General features: G+C 71.3%; 20 protein-coding genes. All 20 read left to right on the top strand.

From position 1 onward, the window contains the following. The first annotated feature begins 4 nt into the window (after positions 1-4). The 20 genes from PD653B2_RS18210 to PD653B2_RS18305 all read left to right on the top strand — a co-directional run bounded on the left by PD653B2_RS18210 (position 5) and on the right by PD653B2_RS18305 (position 22,387). Complete coding sequence (locus PD653B2_RS18210) at positions 5-1,390, top strand: UDP-N-acetylmuramoyl-tripeptide--D-alanyl-D-alanine ligase (protein ID WP_414689170.1); 1,386 nt, start codon at positions 5-7, stop codon at positions 1,388-1,390. Beyond that, a complete protein-coding gene (mraY, locus tag PD653B2_RS18215) occupies positions 1,387-2,496 on the top strand; it encodes a phospho-N-acetylmuramoyl-pentapeptide-transferase (protein WP_085873818.1) in 1,110 nt (369 codons plus the stop codon). Before PD653B2_RS18210 ends, mraY begins: the two co-directional genes overlap by 4 nt. Before the next feature lie 10 nt (positions 2,497-2,506). Further along, the gene (gene murD, locus PD653B2_RS18220) at positions 2,507-3,961 is read left to right on the top strand and encodes a UDP-N-acetylmuramoyl-L-alanine--D-glutamate ligase (protein ID WP_085873819.1); all 1,455 of its coding nucleotides are present in this window, start codon (positions 2,507-2,509) and stop codon (positions 3,959-3,961) included. Positions 3,962-3,991: 30 nt separating this feature from the next. Further along, positions 3,992-5,248, top strand: a complete 1,257-nt coding sequence (gene ftsW, locus PD653B2_RS18225) for a putative lipid II flippase FtsW (RefSeq protein WP_085873820.1) — start codon at positions 3,992-3,994, stop codon at positions 5,246-5,248. Positions 5,249-5,259: 11 nt separating this feature from the next. Next, positions 5,260-6,342 carry an undecaprenyldiphospho-muramoylpentapeptide beta-N-acetylglucosaminyltransferase gene (gene murG / locus PD653B2_RS18230; RefSeq protein ID WP_085873821.1) on the top strand — a complete coding sequence of 361 codons (1,083 nt, stop codon included), beginning with the start codon at positions 5,260-5,262 and terminating at the stop codon, positions 6,340-6,342. Continuing rightward, the gene (gene murC, locus PD653B2_RS18235) at positions 6,339-7,682 is read left to right on the top strand and encodes a UDP-N-acetylmuramate--L-alanine ligase (RefSeq protein ID WP_085873822.1); all 1,344 of its coding nucleotides are present in this window, start codon (positions 6,339-6,341) and stop codon (positions 7,680-7,682) included. The genes murG and murC overlap by 4 nt, the downstream gene beginning before the upstream one ends. Beyond that, a complete protein-coding gene (locus tag PD653B2_RS18240; RefSeq protein ID WP_085873823.1) occupies positions 7,675-8,448 on the top strand; it encodes a cell division protein FtsQ/DivIB in 774 nt (257 codons plus the stop codon). The genes murC and PD653B2_RS18240 overlap by 8 nt, the downstream gene beginning before the upstream one ends. Before the next feature lie 189 nt (positions 8,449-8,637). Beyond that, complete coding sequence (gene ftsZ / locus PD653B2_RS18245; protein ID WP_085873824.1) at positions 8,638-9,840, top strand: cell division protein FtsZ; 1,203 nt, start codon at positions 8,638-8,640, stop codon at positions 9,838-9,840. 4 nt (positions 9,841-9,844) lie between these two features. Further along, on the top strand, positions 9,845-10,561 hold the full coding sequence (pgeF, locus tag PD653B2_RS18250) for a peptidoglycan editing factor PgeF (RefSeq protein WP_085873825.1): 717 nt from the start codon (positions 9,845-9,847) through the stop codon (positions 10,559-10,561). After that, positions 10,558-11,256, top strand: coding sequence for a YggS family pyridoxal phosphate-dependent enzyme (locus PD653B2_RS18255; protein WP_085873826.1), 699 nt, complete (start codon positions 10,558-10,560; stop codon positions 11,254-11,256). Before pgeF ends, PD653B2_RS18255 begins: the two co-directional genes overlap by 4 nt. A 61-nt stretch (positions 11,257-11,317) precedes the next feature. Then, the gene (locus tag PD653B2_RS18260; RefSeq protein WP_085873827.1) at positions 11,318-11,812 is read left to right on the top strand and encodes a cell division protein SepF; all 495 of its coding nucleotides are present in this window, start codon (positions 11,318-11,320) and stop codon (positions 11,810-11,812) included. 10 nt (positions 11,813-11,822) lie between these two features. Further along, entirely contained in the window at positions 11,823-12,116 is a 294-nt protein-coding gene (locus PD653B2_RS18265) for a YggT family protein (RefSeq protein WP_207559322.1), read from the top strand. A gap of 81 nt (positions 12,117-12,197) precedes the next feature. Then, positions 12,198-12,962 carry a DivIVA domain-containing protein gene (locus PD653B2_RS18270; protein ID WP_165763533.1) on the top strand — a complete coding sequence of 255 codons (765 nt, stop codon included), beginning with the start codon at positions 12,198-12,200 and terminating at the stop codon, positions 12,960-12,962. Between the two features lie 164 nt (positions 12,963-13,126). Beyond that, complete coding sequence (locus tag PD653B2_RS25395) at positions 13,127-14,044, top strand: TraR/DksA family transcriptional regulator (protein WP_085873829.1); 918 nt, start codon at positions 13,127-13,129, stop codon at positions 14,042-14,044. Further along, positions 14,017-14,628: a signal peptidase II gene (locus PD653B2_RS18280; RefSeq protein WP_085873830.1), complete on the top strand. Its 612-nt coding sequence runs from the start codon at positions 14,017-14,019 to the stop codon at positions 14,626-14,628. Before PD653B2_RS25395 ends, PD653B2_RS18280 begins: the two co-directional genes overlap by 28 nt. Continuing rightward, entirely contained in the window at positions 14,625-15,563 is a 939-nt protein-coding gene (locus tag PD653B2_RS18285; RefSeq protein ID WP_085873831.1) for an RluA family pseudouridine synthase, read from the top strand. Before PD653B2_RS18280 ends, PD653B2_RS18285 begins: the two co-directional genes overlap by 4 nt. After that, positions 15,550-16,254, top strand: a complete 705-nt coding sequence (locus PD653B2_RS18290) for a GNAT family N-acetyltransferase (RefSeq protein ID WP_085873832.1) — start codon at positions 15,550-15,552, stop codon at positions 16,252-16,254. Before PD653B2_RS18285 ends, PD653B2_RS18290 begins: the two co-directional genes overlap by 14 nt. Before the next feature lie 341 nt (positions 16,255-16,595). Further along, positions 16,596-20,156 (top strand): DNA polymerase III subunit alpha, encoded by a 3,561-nt coding sequence (dnaE, locus tag PD653B2_RS18295; protein ID WP_085873833.1) that lies wholly within the window; start codon positions 16,596-16,598, stop codon positions 20,154-20,156. Continuing rightward, the gene (locus tag PD653B2_RS18300) at positions 20,141-20,764 is read left to right on the top strand and encodes a hypothetical protein (RefSeq protein ID WP_085873834.1); all 624 of its coding nucleotides are present in this window, start codon (positions 20,141-20,143) and stop codon (positions 20,762-20,764) included. The genes dnaE and PD653B2_RS18300 overlap by 16 nt, the downstream gene beginning before the upstream one ends. Before the next feature lie 9 nt (positions 20,765-20,773). Continuing rightward, positions 20,774-22,387 carry a DUF3352 domain-containing protein gene (locus PD653B2_RS18305; protein ID WP_085873835.1) on the top strand — a complete coding sequence of 538 codons (1,614 nt, stop codon included), beginning with the start codon at positions 20,774-20,776 and terminating at the stop codon, positions 22,385-22,387. Positions 22,388-22,416: the final 29 nt, after the last annotated feature.

Raw genomic sequence — 22,416 nt, forward strand, 5'->3', positions numbered from 1 at the left:
CCCCATGACCTTGGCCGCGATCGCCACCGCGGTCGGCGGCACCGTCGACGGGCCCGCCGACCTCGTCGTCGACGGACCCGCCTACGTCAACAGCCGCGAGCCCGTCCCCGGCGGGCTCTTCGTCGCCGTCGTCGGGGAGCGGGTCGACGGCCACGACTACGTGGCCGGGGCGCACGCCGTGCTCGGGTCCCGCACCACCGGCGTCCCCACGGTCCTCGTCGACGACCCGGTGGTCGCGCTGGGCCGCCTCGCCCGCCACGTGCTCGGCCGGATCGACGCGACCGTGCTGGCGCTGACCGGCTCGCAGGGCAAGACCGGCACCAAGGACTACCTCGCACAGGTGCTCGCGACCGCGGGACCCACCGTGGCGACCGCCGGCAACAACAACAACGAGATCGGCGTCCCGCTCACCGTGCTGCGCGCCGACGAGACCACCGACCACCTCGTGGTCGAGATGGGGGCCCGCGGGATCGGGCACATCGCCTACCTCTGCGAGATCGCGCCGCCCCAGGTGGCCGCGGTCCTCAACGTCGGCACCGCCCACGTCGGCGAGTTCGGCAGCCGGGAGGCGATCGCCGCCGCCAAGGGCGAGATCGTCGAGGCGCTGCCGCCCGAGGGCACGGCGGTGCTCAACGCCGACGACGACCTCACCGCACCGATGGCGTCCCGCACCGCGGCCCGCACCCTGACGTTCGGGACCGCTGGCGACGTCGCGTGGCGCGGGGTCGAGCTCGACGACCTCGGCCGGCCCGCCTTCGAGCTCGGGTACGACGGCGCCTGGCTCCCGGTGCGGCTGCGCGAGAGCGGCGCCCACCAGGTCCTCAACGCGGCGGCGGCGGCCGCGATGGCCCTCGCCGCAGGCCTCCCGCTCGAGCAGATCGCGACCGCGCTGTCCGCGGCCACGTCGGCCTCGCCGATGCGCATGGAGCTGCACGAGCGCGCCGACGGGCTGGTCGTGATCAACGACGCCTACAACGCCAACCCGGCGTCGATGACTGCGGCGATCCAGGCGCTGGTGGCGATCGGTGGCCGCCGCGCGCGTCGTACCGTCGCCGTCCTCGGCGAGATGCGCGAGCTCGGCGAGGGCTCCCACGCCGCCCACGTCGAGGTCGGGGGAGTCGCGGCCGGGGCGGGCGTCGACGTGCTCGTCGTCGTCGGCGAGCCCGCGGCCGGGATCGCTGAAGGGGCCCGCGCCGTCGACGGCTGGGGCGGTGAGGCGATCCTCACGGCGGGGCGCGACGAGGCACTGCTCTGGGTGCGCGAGAATGTCGCGGCGGCAGACGTCGTCCTGGTCAAGGCGTCCAACGGCGTCGCGCTGTGGCCGGTCGCCGACGCATTGCTGGATCACGGGCCGGAGGGACAGGTGGAGGGAGAGGTGGGCGCGTCATGAGAGCCATCCTGTTCGGCGGTGGCCTGGCCCTGCTCATCTCGCTGCTCGGCACCCGCGTGGCGATCAACCTCTTCACCCAGTGGGGCTACGGCCAGGAGATCCGCGACGACGGGCCGACCAGCCACCACACGAAGCGCGGCACGCCCACGATGGGCGGCGTGGTCATCATCCTGGCGACGGTGATCGGCTACTTCTCCGCGAAGCTGATCACCCAGGACATGCCCTCGGCCTCCGCGCTCCTGCTGCTCTTCCTCTTCGTCGGGATGGGCATGGTGGGGTTCCTCGACGACTACATCAAGATCTCCAAGCAGCGCAGCCTCGGCCTGCGCAGCAAGGCGAAGATGATCGGCCAGACCGTCATCGCCCTCGTGTTCGGCGCGCTCGCGCTGTCGCCGTGGCTCGAGGACGCCAACGGCCGCACGCCGGCCTCCGAGAAGATCTCGTTCCTGCGCGAGATCGACTGGCTCGCGCTGCCCATGGTGCTCGCGGTGATCCTGATCTGGCTGATCATCACGGGCACCAGCAACGCCGTGAACCTCACCGACGGCCTCGACGGCCTCGCGACCGGTGCCTGCGTGATGGTCTTCGGCGCCTACATGCTCGTGAACATCTGGCAGAGCAACCAGTTCTGCCAGGACAACCCCGGGCCGCTCTGTTACAACGTCCGAGATCCGCTCGACCTCGCGATCGTCGCCGCCGCGATCACCGGAGCCTGCTTCGGGTTCCTGTGGTGGAACGCCTCGCCGGCCGCGATCTTCATGGGCGACACCGGGTCGCTGTCGCTCGGCGCGGCGCTGGCCGGTCTGGCGATCCTCACCCGCACGGAGCTGCTGCTGGTCATCCTCGGCGGCCTGTTCCTCGTGATCACGCTGTCGGTGATGGTGCAGGTCGGCTTCTTCAAGCTCTCCCGGAGGTCCGGGCTGGTTCAGAAGGTGTTCCGCGTGGAGCCCGGCCACCGGGTCTTCCGGATGGCGCCGCTCCAGCACCACTTCGAGCTCCTCGGCTGGGAGCAGGTCACGATCGTGATCCGCTTCTGGATCATCACCGGCCTCTGCGTCGCCGCGGGCCTGGGCGTCTTCTACGCCGAGTGGGTGGCACGACTGTGAGTCCCCTGCCATGAATCCGGAGAGCCTTGGACGGCATGACTCCTGGGAAGGCGTGCGGGCCGTCGTGGCCGGCTTCGGGGTCTCCGGCTTCGCTGCTGCCGACAACCTCAACCACCTGGGTGCCCAGGTGATCGCGCTCGACGAGTCCGACGCCGGCGACCGTCCCGAGAAGGCGGAGCTGCTGGAGGTGCTCGGCGCCGACGTACGCCTCGGCGCCGGCAGCACCCTCACGCTGCCCGACGACGTCGACCTGGTCGTCACGTCGCCCGGCTGGAAGCCCACGGCCCCGTTGCTCGCCCAGGCGCGCGAGCGCGGCATCCCGATCTGGGGCGAGGTCGAGCTCGCGTGGCGCCTGCGCGACCCGAACCACGACACCCCGTGGCTCTGCGTCACCGGCACCAACGGCAAGACCACGACGGTCCAGATGCTCGACGCGATCCTCAAGGCCGCCGGGCTGCGCAGCATCGCCGTCGGCAACGTGGGCCTGCCGATCGTGGAGGCGGTGATGGACCCCGAGCCGTACGACGTGTTCGCGGTCGAGCTCTCCAGCTTCCAGCTGCACTACACCGACTCCATGAGCGCCGAGGCCGCCGCCGTGCTCAACATCGCGGAGGACCACCTCGACTGGTACGACTCGATGGCGCAGTACGCCGCCGACAAGGGCAAGATCTACGAGCGCGTCCAGAAGGCCTGCGTCTACAACGTGGCCGACCCCGAGACCGAGCGGCTCGTCCGGGAGGCCGATGTGGTCGAGGGAGCCCGCGCGGTCGGCTTCACCCTCGGCATGCCGGGCGTCGGGATGCTCGGCGTCGTCGAGGACATCCTCGCCGACCGGGCCTTCATCGAGGAGCGCGAGTCGAGCGCCGCCGAGCTCTGCACGCTGTCCGACCTGGCCAGCCAGGCCCCCCACAACGTGGCGAACGCCCTGGCCGCCGCCGCGCTGGCGCGGGCCCACGGCGTCCCGCAGGCCGCGGTCCGCGACGGGCTGCGGTCGTTCCGTCCCGACGGCCACCGGATCGCGGTGGTGGGGGAGCGCGACGGGGTCACCTGGGTCGACGACTCCAAGGCCACCAACCCGCACGCCGCGCAGTCCTCGCTCCAGGCCTACGAGCACGTGGTCTGGGTCGCCGGCGGGCTGGCCAAGGGCGCCCAGTTCGACGACCTGGTGCGCACCGTCCGGGGCCGGCTCCGGGGCGCCGTGCTCCTCGGCCGCGACCGCGACGTGATCGCCGCCGCGCTTTCGCGACACGCGCCGGATGTGCCCGTCATCGTGGTCGACGACGACGAGACTGGGGCCGTAGAAGGTGGACATGCCTCCATGGAGCGCGTCGTGGTGGCGGCTGCCGAGTTGGCCCGACCCGGCGACACGGTGCTGCTCGCTCCCGGATGTGCCTCCATGGACATGTTCACCGACTACGCCGAGCGCGGCAACGCGTTCGCCGAGGCCGTACGACGCAGGTTGTGAGCGAGGACTGACACCGAGAGGGGGACCGCGATGACCACCGCGAACCCCCTCGACGACCAGGTCGACGGTGCTCGCCGCCGGCCCGGTGTCCTCAGCTGGTACGACGCCGCCCGGCACGCGCTCGACCGGCCCCTCACGGCCTACTACCTGCTGCTCGGTGCCTCCGCGCTGCTGCTCACCATCGGTCTGATCATGGTGCTCAGCGCGTCGAGCGTGTACTCCTACAGGCAGAACGACGGCAACTCCTACGCCGTCGTCACGCGGCAGCTGATGTGGGTCGCGATCGGCGTGCCGTGTGCGTGGGTCGCCTCGCGGCTGTCGCACTCGTTCCTGCGCCGCGTCGCCTGGCTGGCGCTGATCGTCTCGATCGTGCTGCTCGCGCTGACCCAGCTCGGCCTGGGCCGCACGGTCAACGGCAACACCAACTGGCTCGGGGTCGGCCCGTTCGTCGTCCAGCCCGCCGAGATCGCCAAGCTCTCGATCGTGCTGTGGGCGGCGCACATCTACGCCCTCAAGGAGAAGCGGCTGAGCAGCCTGCACGAGGTGCTCGTGCCCGTCGTCCCCGGCATGCTGGTCGTGGTCGCCCTGGTGGTCGTCGGCCACGACCTCGGCACCGCCCTGGTCCTGATGGCGATCCTGCTGGCGATGCTCTGGGTGGTCGGCGCCCCGGCCCGGTTGTTCTCCGTGTCGCTGACCGTGATCGGCGTCGTCGCGATCTGGCTGGCCTCGACCAGCGCCGAGCGGCGTCAGCGGCTGACCAACTTCGCCGACCCGTTCAAGGACTTCCACAACGCCGGCTGGCAGCCCGCGCACGGCCTCTACGCGCTCTCGAGCGGCGGCTGGTTCGGTGAGGGCATCGGTGCCAGCCGGCAGAAGTGGGGCGACCTGCCCGAGGCCCACACGGACTTCATCTTCGCGGTGCTCGGTGAGGAGCTCGGTCTGGTCGGCACCCTGCTCGTGGTCGCTCTTTTCCTGACCATCGCGTTCGCCGCGGTCCGGGTCGCCACTCATACGTCGGACCCGTTCGTCCGGTACGCGACGTTCGGCATCGTCGTCTGGCTGCTCGGCCAGATGATCATCAACGTCGGCATGGTGCTCGCCCTGCTCCCGGTGATCGGCATCCCGCTGCCGCTCGTGTCGTACGGCGGGTCCGCGCTGGTGCCCTCGCTGGTGGCCCTCGGTCTGCTGATCGGGTTCGCGCGCCGTGAACCCGAAGCGGCCCAGGCCCTGGCGCAGGGCAAGAAGGCACGCTCGGCCGGTCTCTCCGCGGGCCGCGTGTCCAACTAGGGTTACTGCCGATGCGCGTACTCCTCGCCGGCGGCGGCACCGCCGGCCACACCTCGCCCCTGCTCGCCACCGCTGACGCCCTGCGCCGGATCCTGCCGGACGTCGAGATCACCTGTCTCGGCACGCCGCGTGGCCTCGAGAACAGGGTGGTCCCCGAGGCCGGCTACCCGCTCGAGCTGATCCCTCCGGTCCCGTTGCCGCGCCGGCCCAACGCCGACCTCCTCAAGGTGCCGGCCCGGCTGCGCGGTGCCGTGAAGGAGACGCTGGCGATCGTCGACCGGCTGCAGCCCGACGTCGTCGTCGGCTACGGCGGCTACGTCTCGATGCCGGCCTACCTCGCCGCGCGCCGGCGCAGGCTGCCGCTGGTGGTCCACGAGCAGAATGCCGTGCCCGGCCTGGCCAACAAGGTCGGCGCCCGGGTCGCCACCCGGGTGGCGGTCAGCTTCCACGACACCCCGCTGCCCCGAGCCGAGTACGTCGGCCTCCCCATCCGCACGATGATCTCCGGCCTCGACCGGGCAGCCCGGCGCGCCGAGGGGCGGGCCTTCTTCGGCCTGGACCCCGACCGGCCGACGCTGCTGGTCACCGGCGGGTCGCAGGGCGCCCGCCGCCTCAACCAGGCGGTGTCCGGGGCGGCCGCCGCGCTGGCCGCGGCCGGCGTCCAGGTCCTCCACGTCGTCGGCCCGCAGGGCGAGGCCACCCCCGCCGCCGGCGAGGGAGCGAGCGCGCCGTACGTCATCGTCGACTTCGTGGACCGGATGGACCTGGCCTACGCCGCCGCCGACCTGGTGGTCTGCCGGGCCGGGGCGTCCAGCGTCACCGAGGCCGCCGCGGTCGGGCTGCCCGCGGTGTTCGTGCCGCTGCCGATCGGCAACGGCGAGCAGGAGCACAACGCGCGGCCGGTCGTCGACGCCGGCGGCGGGCTGATGGTCATGGACGCCGACCTCACCGCGGAGTGGGTCGCGGCGACCGTCCCCGGGCTCGCCACCGACGCGGGCCGGCTGGCCGCCATGGGTGCCGCGGCGTCGTCGCTCATCCCGCGCGACGCCGACGAGAAGCTGGCCCGGATGGTCATCGAGGCAGCCGCCCGATGAAGATCCCCGTCCCGGACGAGATCCTCCCCGCCGACCGGTTGGGGCGCGTGCACTTCGTCGGCATCGGCGGCGCGGGGCTCTCCGGCATCGCCCGGATCATGCTGGCCCGGGGCATCGCCGTCTCCGGCAGTGACGGCACCGACTCGCCCACCCTCGAGGCGCTACGCGCGCTCGGGGCGACGGTCCACCTCGGCCACGCCGCGACCCAGGTCCGCGACGTCGACACGGTCGTCGTGTCGACCGCCGTCCGCGACGACAACCCGGAGTACGTCGAAGCGGTGCGCCAGGGCCTGCGGATCCTGCCCCGCTCGGCCGCGCTCGTCTCGGTGATGGCCGGGCGCCGGGTGGTCGCCGTCGCCGGCACCCACGGCAAGACCACGACGACCTCGTTGCTGACCGTCGCCCTCCAGGCCGCCGGCGCCGACCCGACGTACGCCATCGGCGGCGACCTGACCGCGACCGGCGTGAACGCCGACGAGGGCTCCGGCGACCTGTTCGTCGCCGAGGCCGACGAGAGCGACGGCGCCTTCCTGCACTACGCGCCGTACGCCGCCGTCGTCACCAACGTCGACGCCGACCACCTCGACCAGTGGGGCACGCCCGAGGCCTACGCCGCCGCCTTCGACGAGTTCGCCGAGACCCTCGACCCCGAGGGCTTCCTGGTGTGCGTCGTGGACGACCCCGGCGCTGCGGCGCTGGCCGAGCGGCAGCGGGCCGCGGGTCGCCGGGTCGTCACGGTGTCGGCCCGTGAGCCCGGAGCCCTGACCGGTGTGCGGCTCTGGTCACCGGGGGAGCACTACCTCGCCGACGCGCTCGCGGCGCTCGCCGCCGGCACGACCCTGGGCTTCGCCGAGGACGACCTGGTCCGCGGCCTCGTCTCCTACACGGGCACCAAGCGCCGCATGGAGCGCAAGGGCGAGGCGGGCGGTGTGCGGGTCTACGACAGCTACGCCCACCACCCGACCGAGATCGCCGGTGACCTGCAGGCCGCGCGGGAGCTCGCCGGCACCGGCCGGGTCGTCGTCGCCTTCCAGCCGCACCTCGTCTCGCGCACCCGCATCTTCGGGGTCGGCATGGGCGAGGCCCTGGGTGCCGCCGACGAGGTCGTGGTGCTCGACGTCTACCTCGCCCGCGAGGACGCCGATCCCGCGGTCACCGGCGCGCTGGTCGCCGACGCCGTACCTCTCCCGGCCGGCCAGGTCGCCCACGTCGCGTCCTTCGACGCCGTGGCCGCCGAGCTCGTCGCCCGCGCCCGTCCGGGCGACCTGGTGCTGACCCTGGGCGCGGGGACGGTCACCGAGATCGGCCCCCGGGTGCTGGAGCTGCTCGCCGATGGCTAGGAGATCGGCCGGGCCCGCGGCTCCGGTGGCCGACCGGGCCGTGGTGCGGACCCGGCGCCGGTTCGCGCGCCGCCAGTGGGCGCGGCGCTGGCTGGCCTGGAAGCCCGTGGTCGCCGTGGTGCTCCTCGTCGCGCTGCTCGTCGGAGCCATCTGGCTGGTGTTCTTCTCGTCCTACCTGGCCGTGCAGGGCGTCCAGGTCAGCGGCACCCACCAGCTCTCCGCCGGCGAGGTGCGGGCCGCGGCCGCCGTCGAGCAGGGCCAGCCGCTCGCTCGGGTCGACCTGGACCGGATCCGCTCGCGGGTGGAGGCGATGGCCCCGGTGCGCTCCGCCGACGTGACCCGCGAGTGGCCCGACCAGGTGCGGATCGTCGTCCAGGAGCGCGAGGCGATCGCGGTGGTCGAGATCAGCGGACAGCTGCGCGGGATGGACGCCGAGGGCGTGGTGTTCCGCAGCTACGCGAAGGCGCCTCCCGGGCTGCCCCGGGTGGAGAGCGCGGCCGCGACCGGCAGCGAGGCGTTGCGCGAGGCAGCGCTCGTGGTGGCGGCCCTGCCGGGTGACCTGGCCGGGAAGGTCGACCACGTCGCGGTGACGACGATCGACGAGATCTCGCTGGTGCTGCGCGACGACCGCACCGTCGAGTGGGGGAGTGCGGAGCAGTCGGACGAGAAGGCCGACGTGCTGGCCGCGCTGCTCGCGGCTCCGACCACCCAGGAGGCCCGGACCTTCGACGTCAGCGTCCCGGGTCAGCCGACCACGTCCAACTGACGGGTCCGGCCCGGCGTGTCGTCACGATCTGCGGCGCTGCGCTGCCTAGTGTCTTCAGCACGGCGAGGTTGACATAACTATAACCCTCAGCCTGAGGGTAAGAGTTCTGGACCACCGAGCCGGACTTCCCCGCGACCGAGCAGCACTCCCGTCCGGACCCGGACACGATCAGCGAGAGGCGATCACGCCGTGGCAGCAGCACAGAACTACCTGGCCATCATCAAGGTCGTGGGCATCGGTGGTGGTGGTGTCAACGCCGTCAACCGGATGATCGAGGTCGGACTCAAGGGCGTCGAGTTCATCGCGATCAACACCGACGCGCAGGCGCTCCTGATGAGCGACGCCGACGTCAAGCTCGACATCGGCCGCGAGCTCACCCGCGGCCTCGGCGCCGGCGCCGACCCCGGCGTGGGAGCCCGCGCCGCCGAGGACCACGCCGACGAGATCGAAGAGGTCATGAAGGGCGCCGACATGGTGTTCGTGACCGCGGGCGAGGGCGGTGGCACCGGCACCGGTGGCGCCCCGGTCGTCGCGCGGATCGCGCGCTCCTTGGGTGCCCTGACCATCGGCGTCGTGACCCGGCCGTTCGCCTTCGAGGGCCGACGCCGCGCCAACTCCGCCGAGGAGGGCATCGCCCAGCTCCGCGAGGAGGTCGACACCCTCATCGTCATCCCCAACGACCGGCTGCTGTCGATCAGCGACCGCAACGTCTCCGTGCTCGACGCCTTCAAGCAGGCCGACCAGGTGCTGCTCCAGGGTGTCTCGGGCATCACCGACCTCATCACCACGCCGGGCCTGATCAACCTCGACTTCGCCGACGTGAAGTCGGTCATGTCCAACGCCGGCTCGGCGCTGATGGGCATCGGCTCCGCCCGTGGCGAGGACCGGTCGGTGGCCGCGGCCGAGATGGCGGTCTCCAGCCCGCTGCTCGAGGCCAGCATCGACGGCGCGCACGGCGTGCTCCTCTCGATCGCCGGTGGCTCCGACCTCGGCCTCTTCGAGATCAACGAGGCGGCCGCTCTGGTCGCCGCGGCCGTGCACCCCGAGGCCAACATCATCTTCGGTGCCACCATCGACGACGCCCTCGGCGACGAGGTCCGGGTGACCGTCATCGCGGCCGGCTTCGACGGCGGCATGCCCAAGCGCAGCGGCGAGGGCACGGTGCTCCGGCGCGACACCAAGCCGGTGCAGACCCAGGAGGAGACCAAGGCCGCGGCCCAGGCGCTCGCCTCGAGCGAGCAGCAGAAGGAGAAGGAGAAGGTCCCGGCCGGCTCCTCGCTGCGCCCGCCGGCCAGCACCACCCCCGACGCCGCTGCGTCCGGTGGCAAGCCGGCGCCGAGGCAGGTCCAGTTCGACGACGACGACCTGGACATCCCCGACTTCCTGAAGTAGCCGCTTGTACTCCTTCCGCACCTCACTCGACCCCGTCGACCTGGCCTTCACGGACAGGTACGGCGGGGTCAGTGCGTCTCCGTTCGACGAGCTCAACCTGGCGATCGAGGGCGACGACCCGGCCCCGGCGCGCGAGCGCAACCTCGCGCTGCTGCTCGCCGACTTCGCGCCCGACGCCGCGCTCGCCGACCTCCACCAGGTGCACGGTCGCGACGTGGTGGCGGCCGACGGCCCCGTCGACCGGGCCCGGGCCGACGGCCTGGTCACCGACCGTCACGACGTGGTGCTGATGGTGCGCGCCGCCGACTGCGTGCCCGTGCTGCTGGCCGACGCGGCCGCCGGGGTCGTGGGTGCGGCCCACTGCGGGCGGCCCGGCCTGGCCGCGGGGGTGGTGCCCGCGACCGTGCAGCGGATGCGCGATCTCGGCGCCGGCGACATCACCGCCTGGATCGGGCCGCACGTGTGCGGGGCCTGCTACGAGGTGCCCGAGCAGATGCGGGCCGAGGTCGGAGCGGTCGAGCCCGCCAGCGTGGCGACCACCTCGTGGGGCACTCCGTCCCTCGACCTGGGTGCGGGCGTCCGTGCCCAGCTCGAGCGCGCGGGCGTCGTGGTCGTCGACGTCTCCCGCTGCACGCGCGAGTCGGCCGACCTCTACTCCTACCGCCGCGACGGCGCCTCCGCCGGCCGGCTGGCCGGCGTGATCCGGGTGCGGTCCTCGTGAGCCGCCGCGACCAGCTCGAGGCCAACCTCGAGACCGTGCGCGCCCGGATCGCCTCGGCCTGCGCCGACGCCGGTCGCGCGCCCGACGACGTCCGCCTGGTCGTGGTGACCAAGTTCTTCCCCGCCAGCGACGTCCGGCTGCTCGCCGAGCTGGGGGTCACCGACGTGGGGGAGAACCGCCACCAGGAGGCCGAGGCCAAGGCGGCGGAGTGCGCCGACCTCGGGCTCACCTGGCACTTCATCGGCGGGCTGCAGAGCAACAAGGCGGCGGCGGTGGCGGCGTACGCCGACGTCGTCGAGTCCGTCGACCGCGCCAAGCTGGTCGCGCCCCTCGCCAGGGGCGCCCACCAGCGTTCACACGCGGTCGACGTGCTGCTCCAGGTCAGCCTCGACCCACCCGGCGCCGGCGGCCGCTCCGGCGCGGCGCCCGACCAGCTGGCCGCCCTGGCGTCGGCCGTGCAGCAGGCCGGCAGCCTGCGGCTGCGCGGGCTGATGGCCGTCGCCCCGCTCGGCGAGGACCCGGCGGCGGCCTTCCAGCGGCTTGCGGGCATCCGCCAGGAGCTGCTCGCCGACCACCCCGATGCCACCTGGCTCTCGGCCGGGATGAGCGGCGACCTCGAACCCGCCGTGAGAGCCGGCGCGACACACGTACGGATAGGGTCCGCGGTCCTCGGTTCGAGGCCACAGACCAAGTAGGGTCCCAATCACCTAAGAGTGCGTCCCTGCAAGGGATGCGGAGTACCGGAGGGCAACAGTCATGAGCGGCGGAATGCGCAGGATCGGCGAGTACCTCGGCCTGCTCGAGGACACCGGTCGGTACGACGACGAGTACGACGAGTACGAGACCCAGGAGACAGCCCCCGTCGCGGCTCGTCCCGTGAAGCGAGAGGGGCGCCCCGCCCCGGTGGCCGACCTGTCGGAGCGCCGGCGTCCGGCGCCGGGTCAGGTGGGCCCGGTGGGAGTCGTGGCCGAGCTGTCGCGGATCACCGCCCTGCACCCGCGCACCTACAACGAGGCACGCACCGTGGGGGAGAACTTCCGCGAGGGCACCCCCGTGATCATGAACCTCTCCGAGATGGACGACAGCGACGCCAAGCGCCTCGTCGACTTCGCCGCGGGCCTGGTCTTTGCGACTCGTGGCACCATCGAGCGCATCACCAACAAGGTCTTCCTGCTCTCGCCGCCGAATGTCACGGTGGCCGCCGAGGACAAGCAGCGCATCGTCGAGGGCGGGTTCTTCAACCAGAGCTAGGACACATCACGTGCATTCAGTCGGACTCGTCATCCATGTGGTCCTCTGGTTCTTCATAGCACTCCTCTGGATCCGGTTCGTGGTGGACTGGGTGCAGGTCTTCGCCCGGTCGTGGGTGCCTCGCGGCCCGCTCCTGGTGGGCCTCGAGGGCGTGTACTCCACCACCGACCCCCCGATCAAGGCACTACGACGGGTCATCCCGCCGCTGCGGATCGGAAGCATCTCGCTCGATCTGAGCTTCCTGATCGTGATGATCGCCGCCTGGATCCTGCTCCGGATCAACGACCAGCTGCTCCTGACCTGAGCGGGTGCACCCTGGTGGCGGTGACTTGGTCACCATCGCAGACGCTATTGTTCGACCGACAGTTACTTTGACGATTGATGAATGGGTGAGGTCATGCCGCTGACGCCTGAGGACGTGAGCAACAAGCGCTTTACGCCCGTCCGGCTCCGCGAGGGCTACGACATGGGCGAGGTCGACCAGTTCCTCGACGAGGTGGAGGCCGAGCTGGCGCGGCTCACGAAGGAGAACGAAGACCTCAGGTCCAAGTTGTCCACGGCGCAGGGTTCCGGTGGGGTCACCGAGACCGCATCGCAGCCGAAGGTCGAGGAGCAGAAGGCTCCCGAGCCGACGCCCGAGCCCGCGCCGGTCGCGACTCCGGCGGCGGTCGTGGCCGCCACCCCGGTGGAGACGATCCGGGTCGAGACCGTCCCGCAGGCGTCCAACGCCGCGGCCCGGCTGCTCGAGATCGCGACCCGCAACGCCGATGAGCTGGTCGAAGAGGCCAAGAACGACGCCGACAAGATCGTCGGCGAGGCCCGCACCAAGGCCGAGCGTCTCGAGTCGGAGTCCAAGAGCAAGGCCGACCGCCTCGAGGCGGACGCCCGCACCCGCGCGCAGATGCTCGACTCGGAGACGGCCGAGCGCCGTCGCCAGATGTTCGGCGACCTGGAGAAGGAGCGCGACAAGCTCAACGGCGAGGTCGAGAACCTCCGCTCGTTCGAGCGCGAGTACCGCTCCCGCCTCAAGAGCTACTTCAGCCAGCAGCTCGAGGCCCTCAGTGGTGGCTCGGAGGCTTCGGCCCCGACCGGTGACGAGCAGCCCGCTCCCAAGCGGCTCCGCTCGATCCTGGGCGAGGACGAGGCCTGAGGCACGGTCCGACACAGCGTTCCACCAGGCGGCCGGTCCCTTCGGGGGCCGGCCGCTTTGCCTGTGCACGGTGCGCCTGATTTGAGGGGGTAGGGGTCACCCGCTACCCTCCGTGCACAACTGTGGCTCAAGCCACAGCAGCCGAGGCCGGAGGAGGCCCGCCCATGGCCCGCAGCACGAGGAAGTCACTCGCCGGGCAAGCGGCCACCGCCGCTCGCAAGGTGATCACACGACGACCCGCCGACAAGACGGCGAAGGCCACGACGAAGAGCGGCGCCACGAAGGCTGCGCCCGTGAAGAAGGCGGCCCCGGCGAAGAAGGCCGCGCCCGTGAAGAAGGCCGCTGCGGTGAAGAAGGCTGCGCCGGTGAAGAAGGCGGCCCCGGCGAAGAAGGCCGCCCCGGTGAAGAAGGCCGCTGCGGTGAAGAAGGCTGCGCCCGTGAAGAAGGCCGCCCCGGCCAAGAAGGCCGCGCCCGTGAAGAAGGCCGCTGCGGCGAAGAAGGCTGCGCCGGTGAAGAAGGCGGCCCCGGTTAAGAAGGCGGCCCCGGCCAAGAAGGCCGCCCCGGTGAAGAAGGCCGCCCCGGTGAAGAAGGCCGCTGCGGTGAAGAAGGCTGCGCCCGTGAAGAAGGCCGCCCCGGCGAAGAAGGTTGCCCCCGTGAAGAAGGCCGCCCCGGCACGCAAGGCGTCGCCCAGCGCCCTGGTGGTCCAGGAGGGCGAGGCCAAGTGGACGAAGGCCGAGCTCAAGGAGGTCCTCGACGAGCTCCACACCCAGCGCGCGCACAGCGAGGAGATCATCCAGAGCCTCGACTCCGAGCTCAACGGGCTGATGCGCGACTCGGGTGACGGTGCCGGCCAGGACCAGGCCGACCTGGGCGCGACCAGCTTCGAGCGCGACCACGAGCTGACCGTGCTCAACAGCGAGCGCGACAAGCTCGCCCAGATCGACCGGGCCCTGGCCCGCATCGACGACGGCACGTACGGCGTGTGCGAGTCCTGCGGCAACCCCATCGGCAAGATGCGGCTCATGGCCTTCCCGCGTGCCACACTGTGCATGACATGCAAGCAGCGCGAGGAGCGTCGCTGACCGGCGGCGCGCACGACCAGTCCGTCGACCAGCCGACCCCTCGCCGCGCCTCTCGAGCCCGGTTGCTGGCGCTCTTCGCGGGCGTCGCGCTCACGGCGTACGCCGTCGACGTGGTGTCCAAGATCGTCGCCGTCGAGAAGCTCACCGACCGTCCCGACGTCGAGCTCGTGGGCGACCTGTTCGTGCTCCACCTCGTCCGCAACCCCGGCGCGGCCTTCAGCACCGGCACCGGCTACACCGAGATCTTCAGCTGCGTCGCCATCGTCGCCGTGCTGGTGATCCTCTACGTCGTACGCCGGGTCGGCAGCGCCGGCTGGGGCGTCGCGCTCGGTCTGCTCCTCGCCGGGGTGGGGGGCAACCTCACCGACCGGCTGGTGCGCGAGCCCGGCCCGCTGCGGGGGCACGTCATCGACTTCTTCATGCTCCCGCACTGGCCGATCTTCAACGTCGCCGACATCTGCATCGACGCCGCCGCGATCCTGATCCTGATCCTGGTCTACCGCGGCGTCCGCCTCGACGGCACGCGCGCGCAGCGCGACGACGTCGAGCCCGAGCCCGAGCCGGCCCCGGAGACGACCGAGTGAACCGCGGGGCCGACCACCGGACGCTTCCGGTGCCCGATGGCCTCGCCGGGGAGCGGGTCGACGCCGCCATGGCGCGGATGTTCGGGCTCTCGCGCACCCGCGCCGCCGACCTGATCGCCGAGGGTCACGTCGCCGTCGACGGTGCCGCCGTCGGCAAGAGCGACCGGGTGATGCCGGGGGCGATCCTCGACGTCACGATCCCGATCCTCACCGACCCGCTGATGGTCGTGCCCGAGATCGTCGAGGGGATCAAGATCATCCACGACGACGACGCCATCGTGGTGATCGACAAGCCCGTCGGCGTCGCCGTGCACCCCTCGCCCGGCTGGAACGGACCGACCGTCGTCGGGCACCTCGCCGGCGCCGGCTTCCGGATCTCCACCAGCGGCGCCTCCGAGCGGCAGGGCATCGTCCAACGCCTCGACGTCGGCACATCCGGCGTGATGGTGATCTGCAAGTCGGAGCACGCCTACTCGGTGCTCAAGAACGCCTTCCGGCACCGCACGGTCGACAAGGTCTACCACGCGCTGGTGCAGGGCCACCCCGACCCGCTCGAGGGCACCATCGACGCCCCCATCGGCCGGCACCCGAAGTCCGACTGGAAGTTCGCCGTGATGGCCGACGGCCGGCACAGCGTCACCCACTACGAGACCCTCGAGGCACACCGCTTCGCCAGCCTTCTCGAGGTCCACCTCGAGACCGGCCGCACCCACCAGATCCGGGTGCACATGGCCGCGCTCAAGCACCCCTGTGTCGGTGACCTCACCTACGGTGCCGACCCCAAGCTCGCCAAGCGGGTCGGGCTCGAACGGCAGTGGCTGCACGCCGTACGCCTCGGCTTCGAGCACCCCGACACCGGCGAGCACGTCGAGTACGAGACCGAGTACCCGGAGGACCTCGCCCACGCGCTGGAGGTCGTCCGTGACGAGCACTGACCTCCTCCTCCGACCCGCGGTCGAGACCGACGCGACCGCGATCGCCGAGGTGCAGATCGCCTCTCGCCGCGAGGCCACGATGCCGCCCGGCATCCATCCCGACCACGAGGTCCACGCCTGGCTGACCGCCAAGCTGGCCGAGGACGAGCTGTGGGTCGCCGAGGTCGACGGCGTGGTCGCCGGCTACGCCCGGATGACCGCCACCTGGCTCGACGACCTGTACGTCGCCCCGCCGTACGCGCGCCGCGGGGTCGGCTCGGCGCTCCTCGAGGTCGTCAAGGCACAGCGCCCCGGCGGCTTCTGCCTCTGGGTCTTCGAGATGAACACGCCCGCCCGTGACTTCTACGCGCGCCACGGGTTGGTGGAGCTCGAGCACACCGACGGCTCCGCGAACGAGGAGCAGGCGCCCGACCTCCGGATGGCCTGGCCGGGGGAGGACCCGCTGGCGTTCCTCCGCGGGCTGATCGACGAGGTCGACGAGCATCTCGGCGACCTGCTCGCCCGCCGCGCGGCGCTGACCGCCGCCGTCCAGCACATCAAGCACGACACCACCCGCGACCCCGTCCGCGAGCGCGCGATCGCCGAGGCGATGGCGCTCCGTGCCCCTGCTCTCGGCGCCGAGCGGCTCTCCCGGATCGTGGACGCGATCATCACCGAGAGCCTCGACGCGACGTCTCCCGGCGGTGGCTGAGGCAGGCGTCCGGCGAGAGCCTCTCGTGCGCCACAACAGCGCAATTGCGCGGTTGGGCACTGGATATCGGCCGCCAGCAGGTCACAACAGCGCAATCGCGCGGTTGGGCACTCGACATCGGCCGCCAGCACGTCACAACAGCGCAATTGCGCTGTTCCGGTCGCCCCGAGATGGTCGCGCGCAGACTGTCCGTGCGTCCTGACATGATCAGATCCAGCGGTCGCGTAGGCTGACGGTCTTCCCCCAGGACGACCGTCACGGCCTCTGCCGTGGCCGCTGCCGCACGCCCTGAAGTAGCACCGAACACCTATCCGAGATCAGCCGAGGAGTGGCCCGCGACGATGGCGACAGGCTCCCAGGACTCCTTCGTCCACCTCCACGTCCACACCGAGTACTCCATGCTCGACGGAGCGGCTCGCCTCGGAGCGCTGGCGGAGCGGACCGCCGAGCTGGGCATGCCCGCGATCGCGATGACCGACCACGGCAACGTGTTCGGCGCCTACGAGTTCTACAAGAAGGCGAAGGGCGCCGGGGTCAAGCCGATCATCGGCATCGAGGCCTACTTCGCGCCCAACATCTCCCGCTTCGAGCGCAAGGGCGTCAACTTCTACGGCGGCGGCCCCGACGACGTGTCGGCCCGCGGCGCCTACACCCACATGACCCTCCTGTCGGAGACGACCGAGGGCATGCACAACCTCTTCCGGCTGAGCACCGGAGCCTGGCGCGACGGCTTCTTCAAGCAGCCGCGCATGGACCGCGAGCTGCTCGCCCAGCACAGCAAGGGCATCATCGGCACCACCGGCTGCCCGTCGGGCGAGGTGCAGGTCCACCTGCGCCACGGTCAGTACGACGCGGCGCGCCAGGCCGCCGCCGACTTCCAGGACATCCTCGGCCGGGACAACTACTTCCTCGAGCTGATGGACCACGGCCTCGACATCGAGAACCGCGTCCGCGACGGGCTGCTGCGCCTGGCTAAGGACCTGCAGATCCCGATGATCGCGACCAACGACTCCCACTACGTGATGCGCGAGGACGCGCCGTCGCAGGAGCACCTGCTCTGCATCAACTCCGGCTCCACGATGGACATCCCGGCCGGTGACGGCCCCGGCCAGCGGTTCGCCTTCAGCGGAGACGGCTACTACATCAAGTCGCCCGCGGAGATGCGGGCGCTGTGGGCCGACAAGTACCAGCTCCGCGAGGCCTGCGACAACACGCTGCTGATCGCGGAGCGCTGCAACGTCTCGTTCACCGAGGGCAACGGCACCTTCATGCCCCGCTTCCCCTGCCCCGAGGGCGAGAACGAGGACTCCTGGCTGGTCAAGGAGGTCGAGCGCGGCCTCCGCGTCCGCTACCCGAACGGCATCCCCGACGAGGTCCGCAAGCAGGCCGACTTCGAGGTCGGCGTCATCACCCAGATGGGCTTCCCGGGCTACTTCCTCGTCGTCGCCGACTTCATCAACTGGGCCAAGGACAACGGCATCCGGGTCGGCCCGGGCCGCGGCTCCGGCGCGGGCTCGATGGTCGCCTACGCCATGCGCATCACCGACCTCGACCCGCTGGTCCACGGCCTGATCTTCGAGCGCTTCCTCAACCCCGACCGCGTGTCGATGCCCGACTTCGACATCGACTTCGACGAGCGCCGGCGCGGCGAGGTCATCAAGTACGTCACCGAGAAGTACGGCGACGACCGGGTCTCCTACATCGTCACGTACGGCACCATCAAGGCCAAGCAGGCCGTCAAGGACTCCTCGCGCATCCTGGGCTACCCGTTCGCCATGGGCGACCGGATCACCAAGGCGATGCCGGCCGCGGTGATGGGCAAGGACGTGCCGCTCCAGGAGATCTTCAACCCCGAGCACAAGCGGTTCGGCGAGGGCGGCGAGTTCCGGGCGCTCTACGACGGCGACAACGACGTCAAGCGGGTCGTCGACACCGCCATCGGCATCGAGGGACTCAAGCGCCAGTGGGGCGTGCACGCGGCCGGCGTCATCATGTCCAGCGAGCCGTTGCTCGACATCATCCCGATGCTCAAGCGGCCCGCCGACGGCGCGATGATCACCCAGCTCGACTACCCGACCTGTGAGGCCCTCGGGCTGATCAAGATGGACTTCCTCGGGCTGCGCAACCTCACCGTCCTCGACGACGCCGTGAAGAACATCTTGGCCAACCGCGGCGAGGACGTGGTCCTCGAGGACCTCCCGCTGACCGACGAGACGACGTACGCCCTGCTCCAGCGCGGCGACACCCTCGGCGTCTTCCAGCTGGACGGCGGACCGATGCGGGCGCTGCTCCGGTCGATGAAGCCCGACACGTTCGAGGACATCTCCGCCGTCGGCGCGCTCTACCGACCCGGGCCGATGGGTGCCGACTCCCACAACAAGTACGCCCGCCGCAAGACCGGCCGTGAGCCGGTCGAGGCGATCCATCCCGAGCTGGCCGAGCCGTTGGCCGACATCCTGGGCGAGACCTACGGTCTGATCGTCTACCAGGAGCAGGTCATGGCGATCGCCCAGAAGCTCGCGGGCTACTCGCTCGGACAGGCCGACATCCTGCGCCGGGCGATGGGCAAGAAGAAGAAGGAGGAGCTGGACAAGCAGTTCGCCGGCTTCTCCGCGGGCATGCAGGAGCGCGGCTACTCCATGGGAGCGGTCAAGACGCTCTGGGACATCCTGCTCCCGTTCTCCGACTACGCCTTCAACAAGGCCCACTCCGCGGCGTACGGCATGGTCTCCTACTGGACCGCCTACCTGAAGGCCAACTACCCGGCCGAGTACATGGCGGCCCTGCTCACCTCGGTCAAGGACGACAAGGACAAGTCCGCGATCTACCTCAACGAGTGCCGCCGGATGAAGATCCAGGTGCTCCCGCCCGACGTCAACGAGTCGTCGGCCAACTTCACCCCGGTCGGCAACGACGTCCGCTTCGGTCTCACCGCGGTCCGCAACGTCGGCAGCAACGTCGTCGACAAGATCGTCGCCGGACGCGAGGAGCACGGGCGCTACGAGCACTTCAACGACTTCCTCGAGAAGGTCGACGGCCTGGTCTGCAACAAGCGGGTGCTCGAGTCGCTGATCAAGGCGGGCGCCTTCGACGACATGAAGCACAAGCGCCGCGCGCTGGTGGCCATCCACGAGGACGCCGCCGACCGCTACGCCACGATGAAGAAGGACACCGGCGGGGGACAGGACTCCCTGTTCGACGACCTCGAGTCGGGGTCCGAGGCGGCGTTCAACATGTCGGTCGCGATCCCCGAGATCGACGAGTGGGACAAGATGACGCTGCTGGGCCACGAGCGCGAGATGCTCGGCCTCTACGTCTCCGACCACCCGCTCCTCGGCCTCGAGCACGTGCTCGCCAACAGCTCCGACTGCACGGTCGGCCAGCTGATGCTCGACGAGGACCGCCAGGACGGCTCGCCGATCACGATCACCGGCCTCGTCACCTCGGTGCAGCGCAAGATCACCAAGCGTGGCGACGCCTGGGCCATGGTCACCCTCGAGGACCTCGACGGCGCCATCGACGTGCTGCTGTTCCCGAGCTCCTACCAGCTGGCCAGCACCTACCTGGTCGAGGACGCGATCCTCACCGTGAAGGGCCGGCTGTCACGCCAGAAGGACCAGCCCGAGATCCACGGCCAGGAGGTGTCGGTCCCCGACGTCTCCGACGGTCCGTCCGGCCCGGTCGTGATCAGCCTCCCGTCGACCCGGTGCACGCCACCGGTGGTCGACCAGCTCAAGGACGTGCTCGCGACGCACCCCGGCATGACCGAGGTCCGGCTCCGCCTGCTGACCCGCGAGGAGACCCTGGTGATGCGGCTCGACGACCGGCTCCGCGTCACCCCCAGCCCCGCGCTGTTCGCGGACCTCAAGGCCCTCCTGGGACCCGGATGTCTGACCAGCTGACCGCGCCCGCCGACGAGCTCGGCGCCGGCGAGCGGTCCGGGACCCGTGCTGCCCTGCTCCAGTTCCTGCTCGCCGTCGCGGTGATCGCGGCGCTCGGGGCCCTGGGCGCCGTCGTGTGGAACTGGGTCTGGACGCCCCCGGTCGGCGTCGTCTCCGACCACCAGTGGCTCGCCGAGGACGAGGCCGGTCTGCGGGGACAGTTCTCCAGCACCGGCTGGTTCGTGGTCGTCGCCGGCGTCGCCGGGCTCCTCGGTGGTGCGCTGGTCGCGCTCCTCCTCGACCGGGTGCCGCTGCTGACGCTGGTCGCGGTGGTCGTCGGCTCGGTGATCGCCACCTGGCTGATGATCGAGGTCGGCTCTGCGCTCGGCCCGCCCGATCCCCGCCACCTGGCGCTCACCGCCGAGGAGGGCACCCACCTGCCCGCCGACCTCACGGTCTCGGGGGCAGCTCCGGGGGACCTGCCGCGCGGGCTCGGCTTCCTTCGGTACAGCCCGTGGATCGCCCTGCCGACCGGGGCGCTGGTCGGCCTGACGCTGGTGTTCCTCGGACTGTCCGCCCGGGCCCGGATCGCTCCCGCCCACGAGGTTGACGCCCCGCCTGCTGGGTAGGATCCGCGCGTGTCCAGCAACGTGCCTCCCGGTGGCCCCGGCGTCCCTGAGTACCTCGACAGCCACGGCGGCGGTCCGCGGCAGCCGCCACCGCCTCCTGCCGGCGGCGGACGCCGTACCGGCCTGGTCGCCGGGGGAGTCATCTCCGGTGTCGTGCTGATCGGTGCCGGCGCCTGGGGCGCCTGGTCGTTCTTCGCGACCGGCCCGCAGCCGGCCGAGGCGCTGCCCGACTCGACCGTCGCCTACGTGAGCGTCGACCTGGACCCGAGCGGCGGCCAGAAGATCGAGGCTCTGCGCACGCTGCGCGAGTTCCCCGCCTTCAAGGACAAGGTCGGCCTCGACACCGATGACGACATCCGCGAGCGCATCTTCGAGGAGATCCAGAAGTCGTCGCCCTGCGACGACCTCGACTACGGCGACGACATCGAGCCGTGGCTCGGTGACCGGATGGCACTCGCGGCCGTCGACACCGGCGGAGACACCCCGACACCGGTCTTCGTGCTCCAGGTGAGCGACGACGACGCCGCCGACGCCGGCCTCCAGAAGCTCGAGGACTGCGGTGGTGACGGCGGCGACTCGGTCGCCTGGGCGATCAACGACGGCTGGGCGCTGCTCGGCGAGTCGCAGGACACGGTGGACGGCATCGCGAAGGACGCCGCCGAGTCACCGCTGTCCGGGGACGACGACTACACGACCTGGACCGACGAGACCGGCGACCCCGGGATCATGACGGCGTACGTCGCGCCCGAGGCCGGGCAGATCCTGGCCGACAACCTCGACGGGTTGCTGTCCCCCTTCGGCGGGCTCGGAGCGGACGCCCCGGTCACGGGCTACGCCGATGCTCTCGAGGACTTCCAGGGGATGGCCGCGACCGTCCGCTTCGACGACGGCGCCCTCGAGGTCGAGGTCGCCGCCGACGCCGGGTCGAGCCAGGACGCGCTGAGCGAGTCCGACCGCGGCGACGACGTGCTCGCGACGCTGCCCGACGACACGGCCGCCGCGATCGGCGTCGGTCTGGCGGACGGGTGGTTCGGCGACCTCGTCGACCAGCTGGCCTCCTCCGTCGGCGGCGACACGAGTGCCGACGAGCTGCTGGACCAGCTCTCGCAGGAGTCCGGGCTCGACCTGCCCGACGACGCCGAGACGCTGGCCGGCGACTCCGCGGCCCTGGCCGTGGGCGCCGACTTCGACCCGAACTCCTTCCTGGAGTCCGGCGACGGCACCGGTGTGCCCGTCGGCCTGAAGGTCCAGGGGGACCCCGACGAGATCGAGAAGGTCCTCGACAAGCTCCGGCTCCAGGTCAGCGAGGGCGAAGGCTTCTTCCTCGACAGCGACAGCGACGGCGACATGATCGCGATCGGACCCGACGAGGACTACCGCCAGCAGCTCCTCGACGACGGCGACCTCGGCGACTCCGACGTGTTCCAGAACGTCGTCCGCGAGGCGGGTGACGCCGCGGCCGTGCTCTTCGTGAACTTCGACGCGGGCGACGACTGGCTCAGCAGCATCGGTGACCAGGACCCCGAGATCGCCGACAACCTCGAGCCGCTCCAGGGCCTGGGTCTCAGCACCTGGCTCGACGACGACACCAGTCACCTGGTGCTGCGGGTCACGACCGACTAGCGGAGACGCGGCAGCGGATCCGCTGATGG

The organism is Nocardioides sp. PD653-B2 (assembly GCF_002117935.1).
Taxonomy (GTDB): domain Bacteria; phylum Actinomycetota; class Actinomycetes; order Propionibacteriales; family Nocardioidaceae; genus Nocardioides.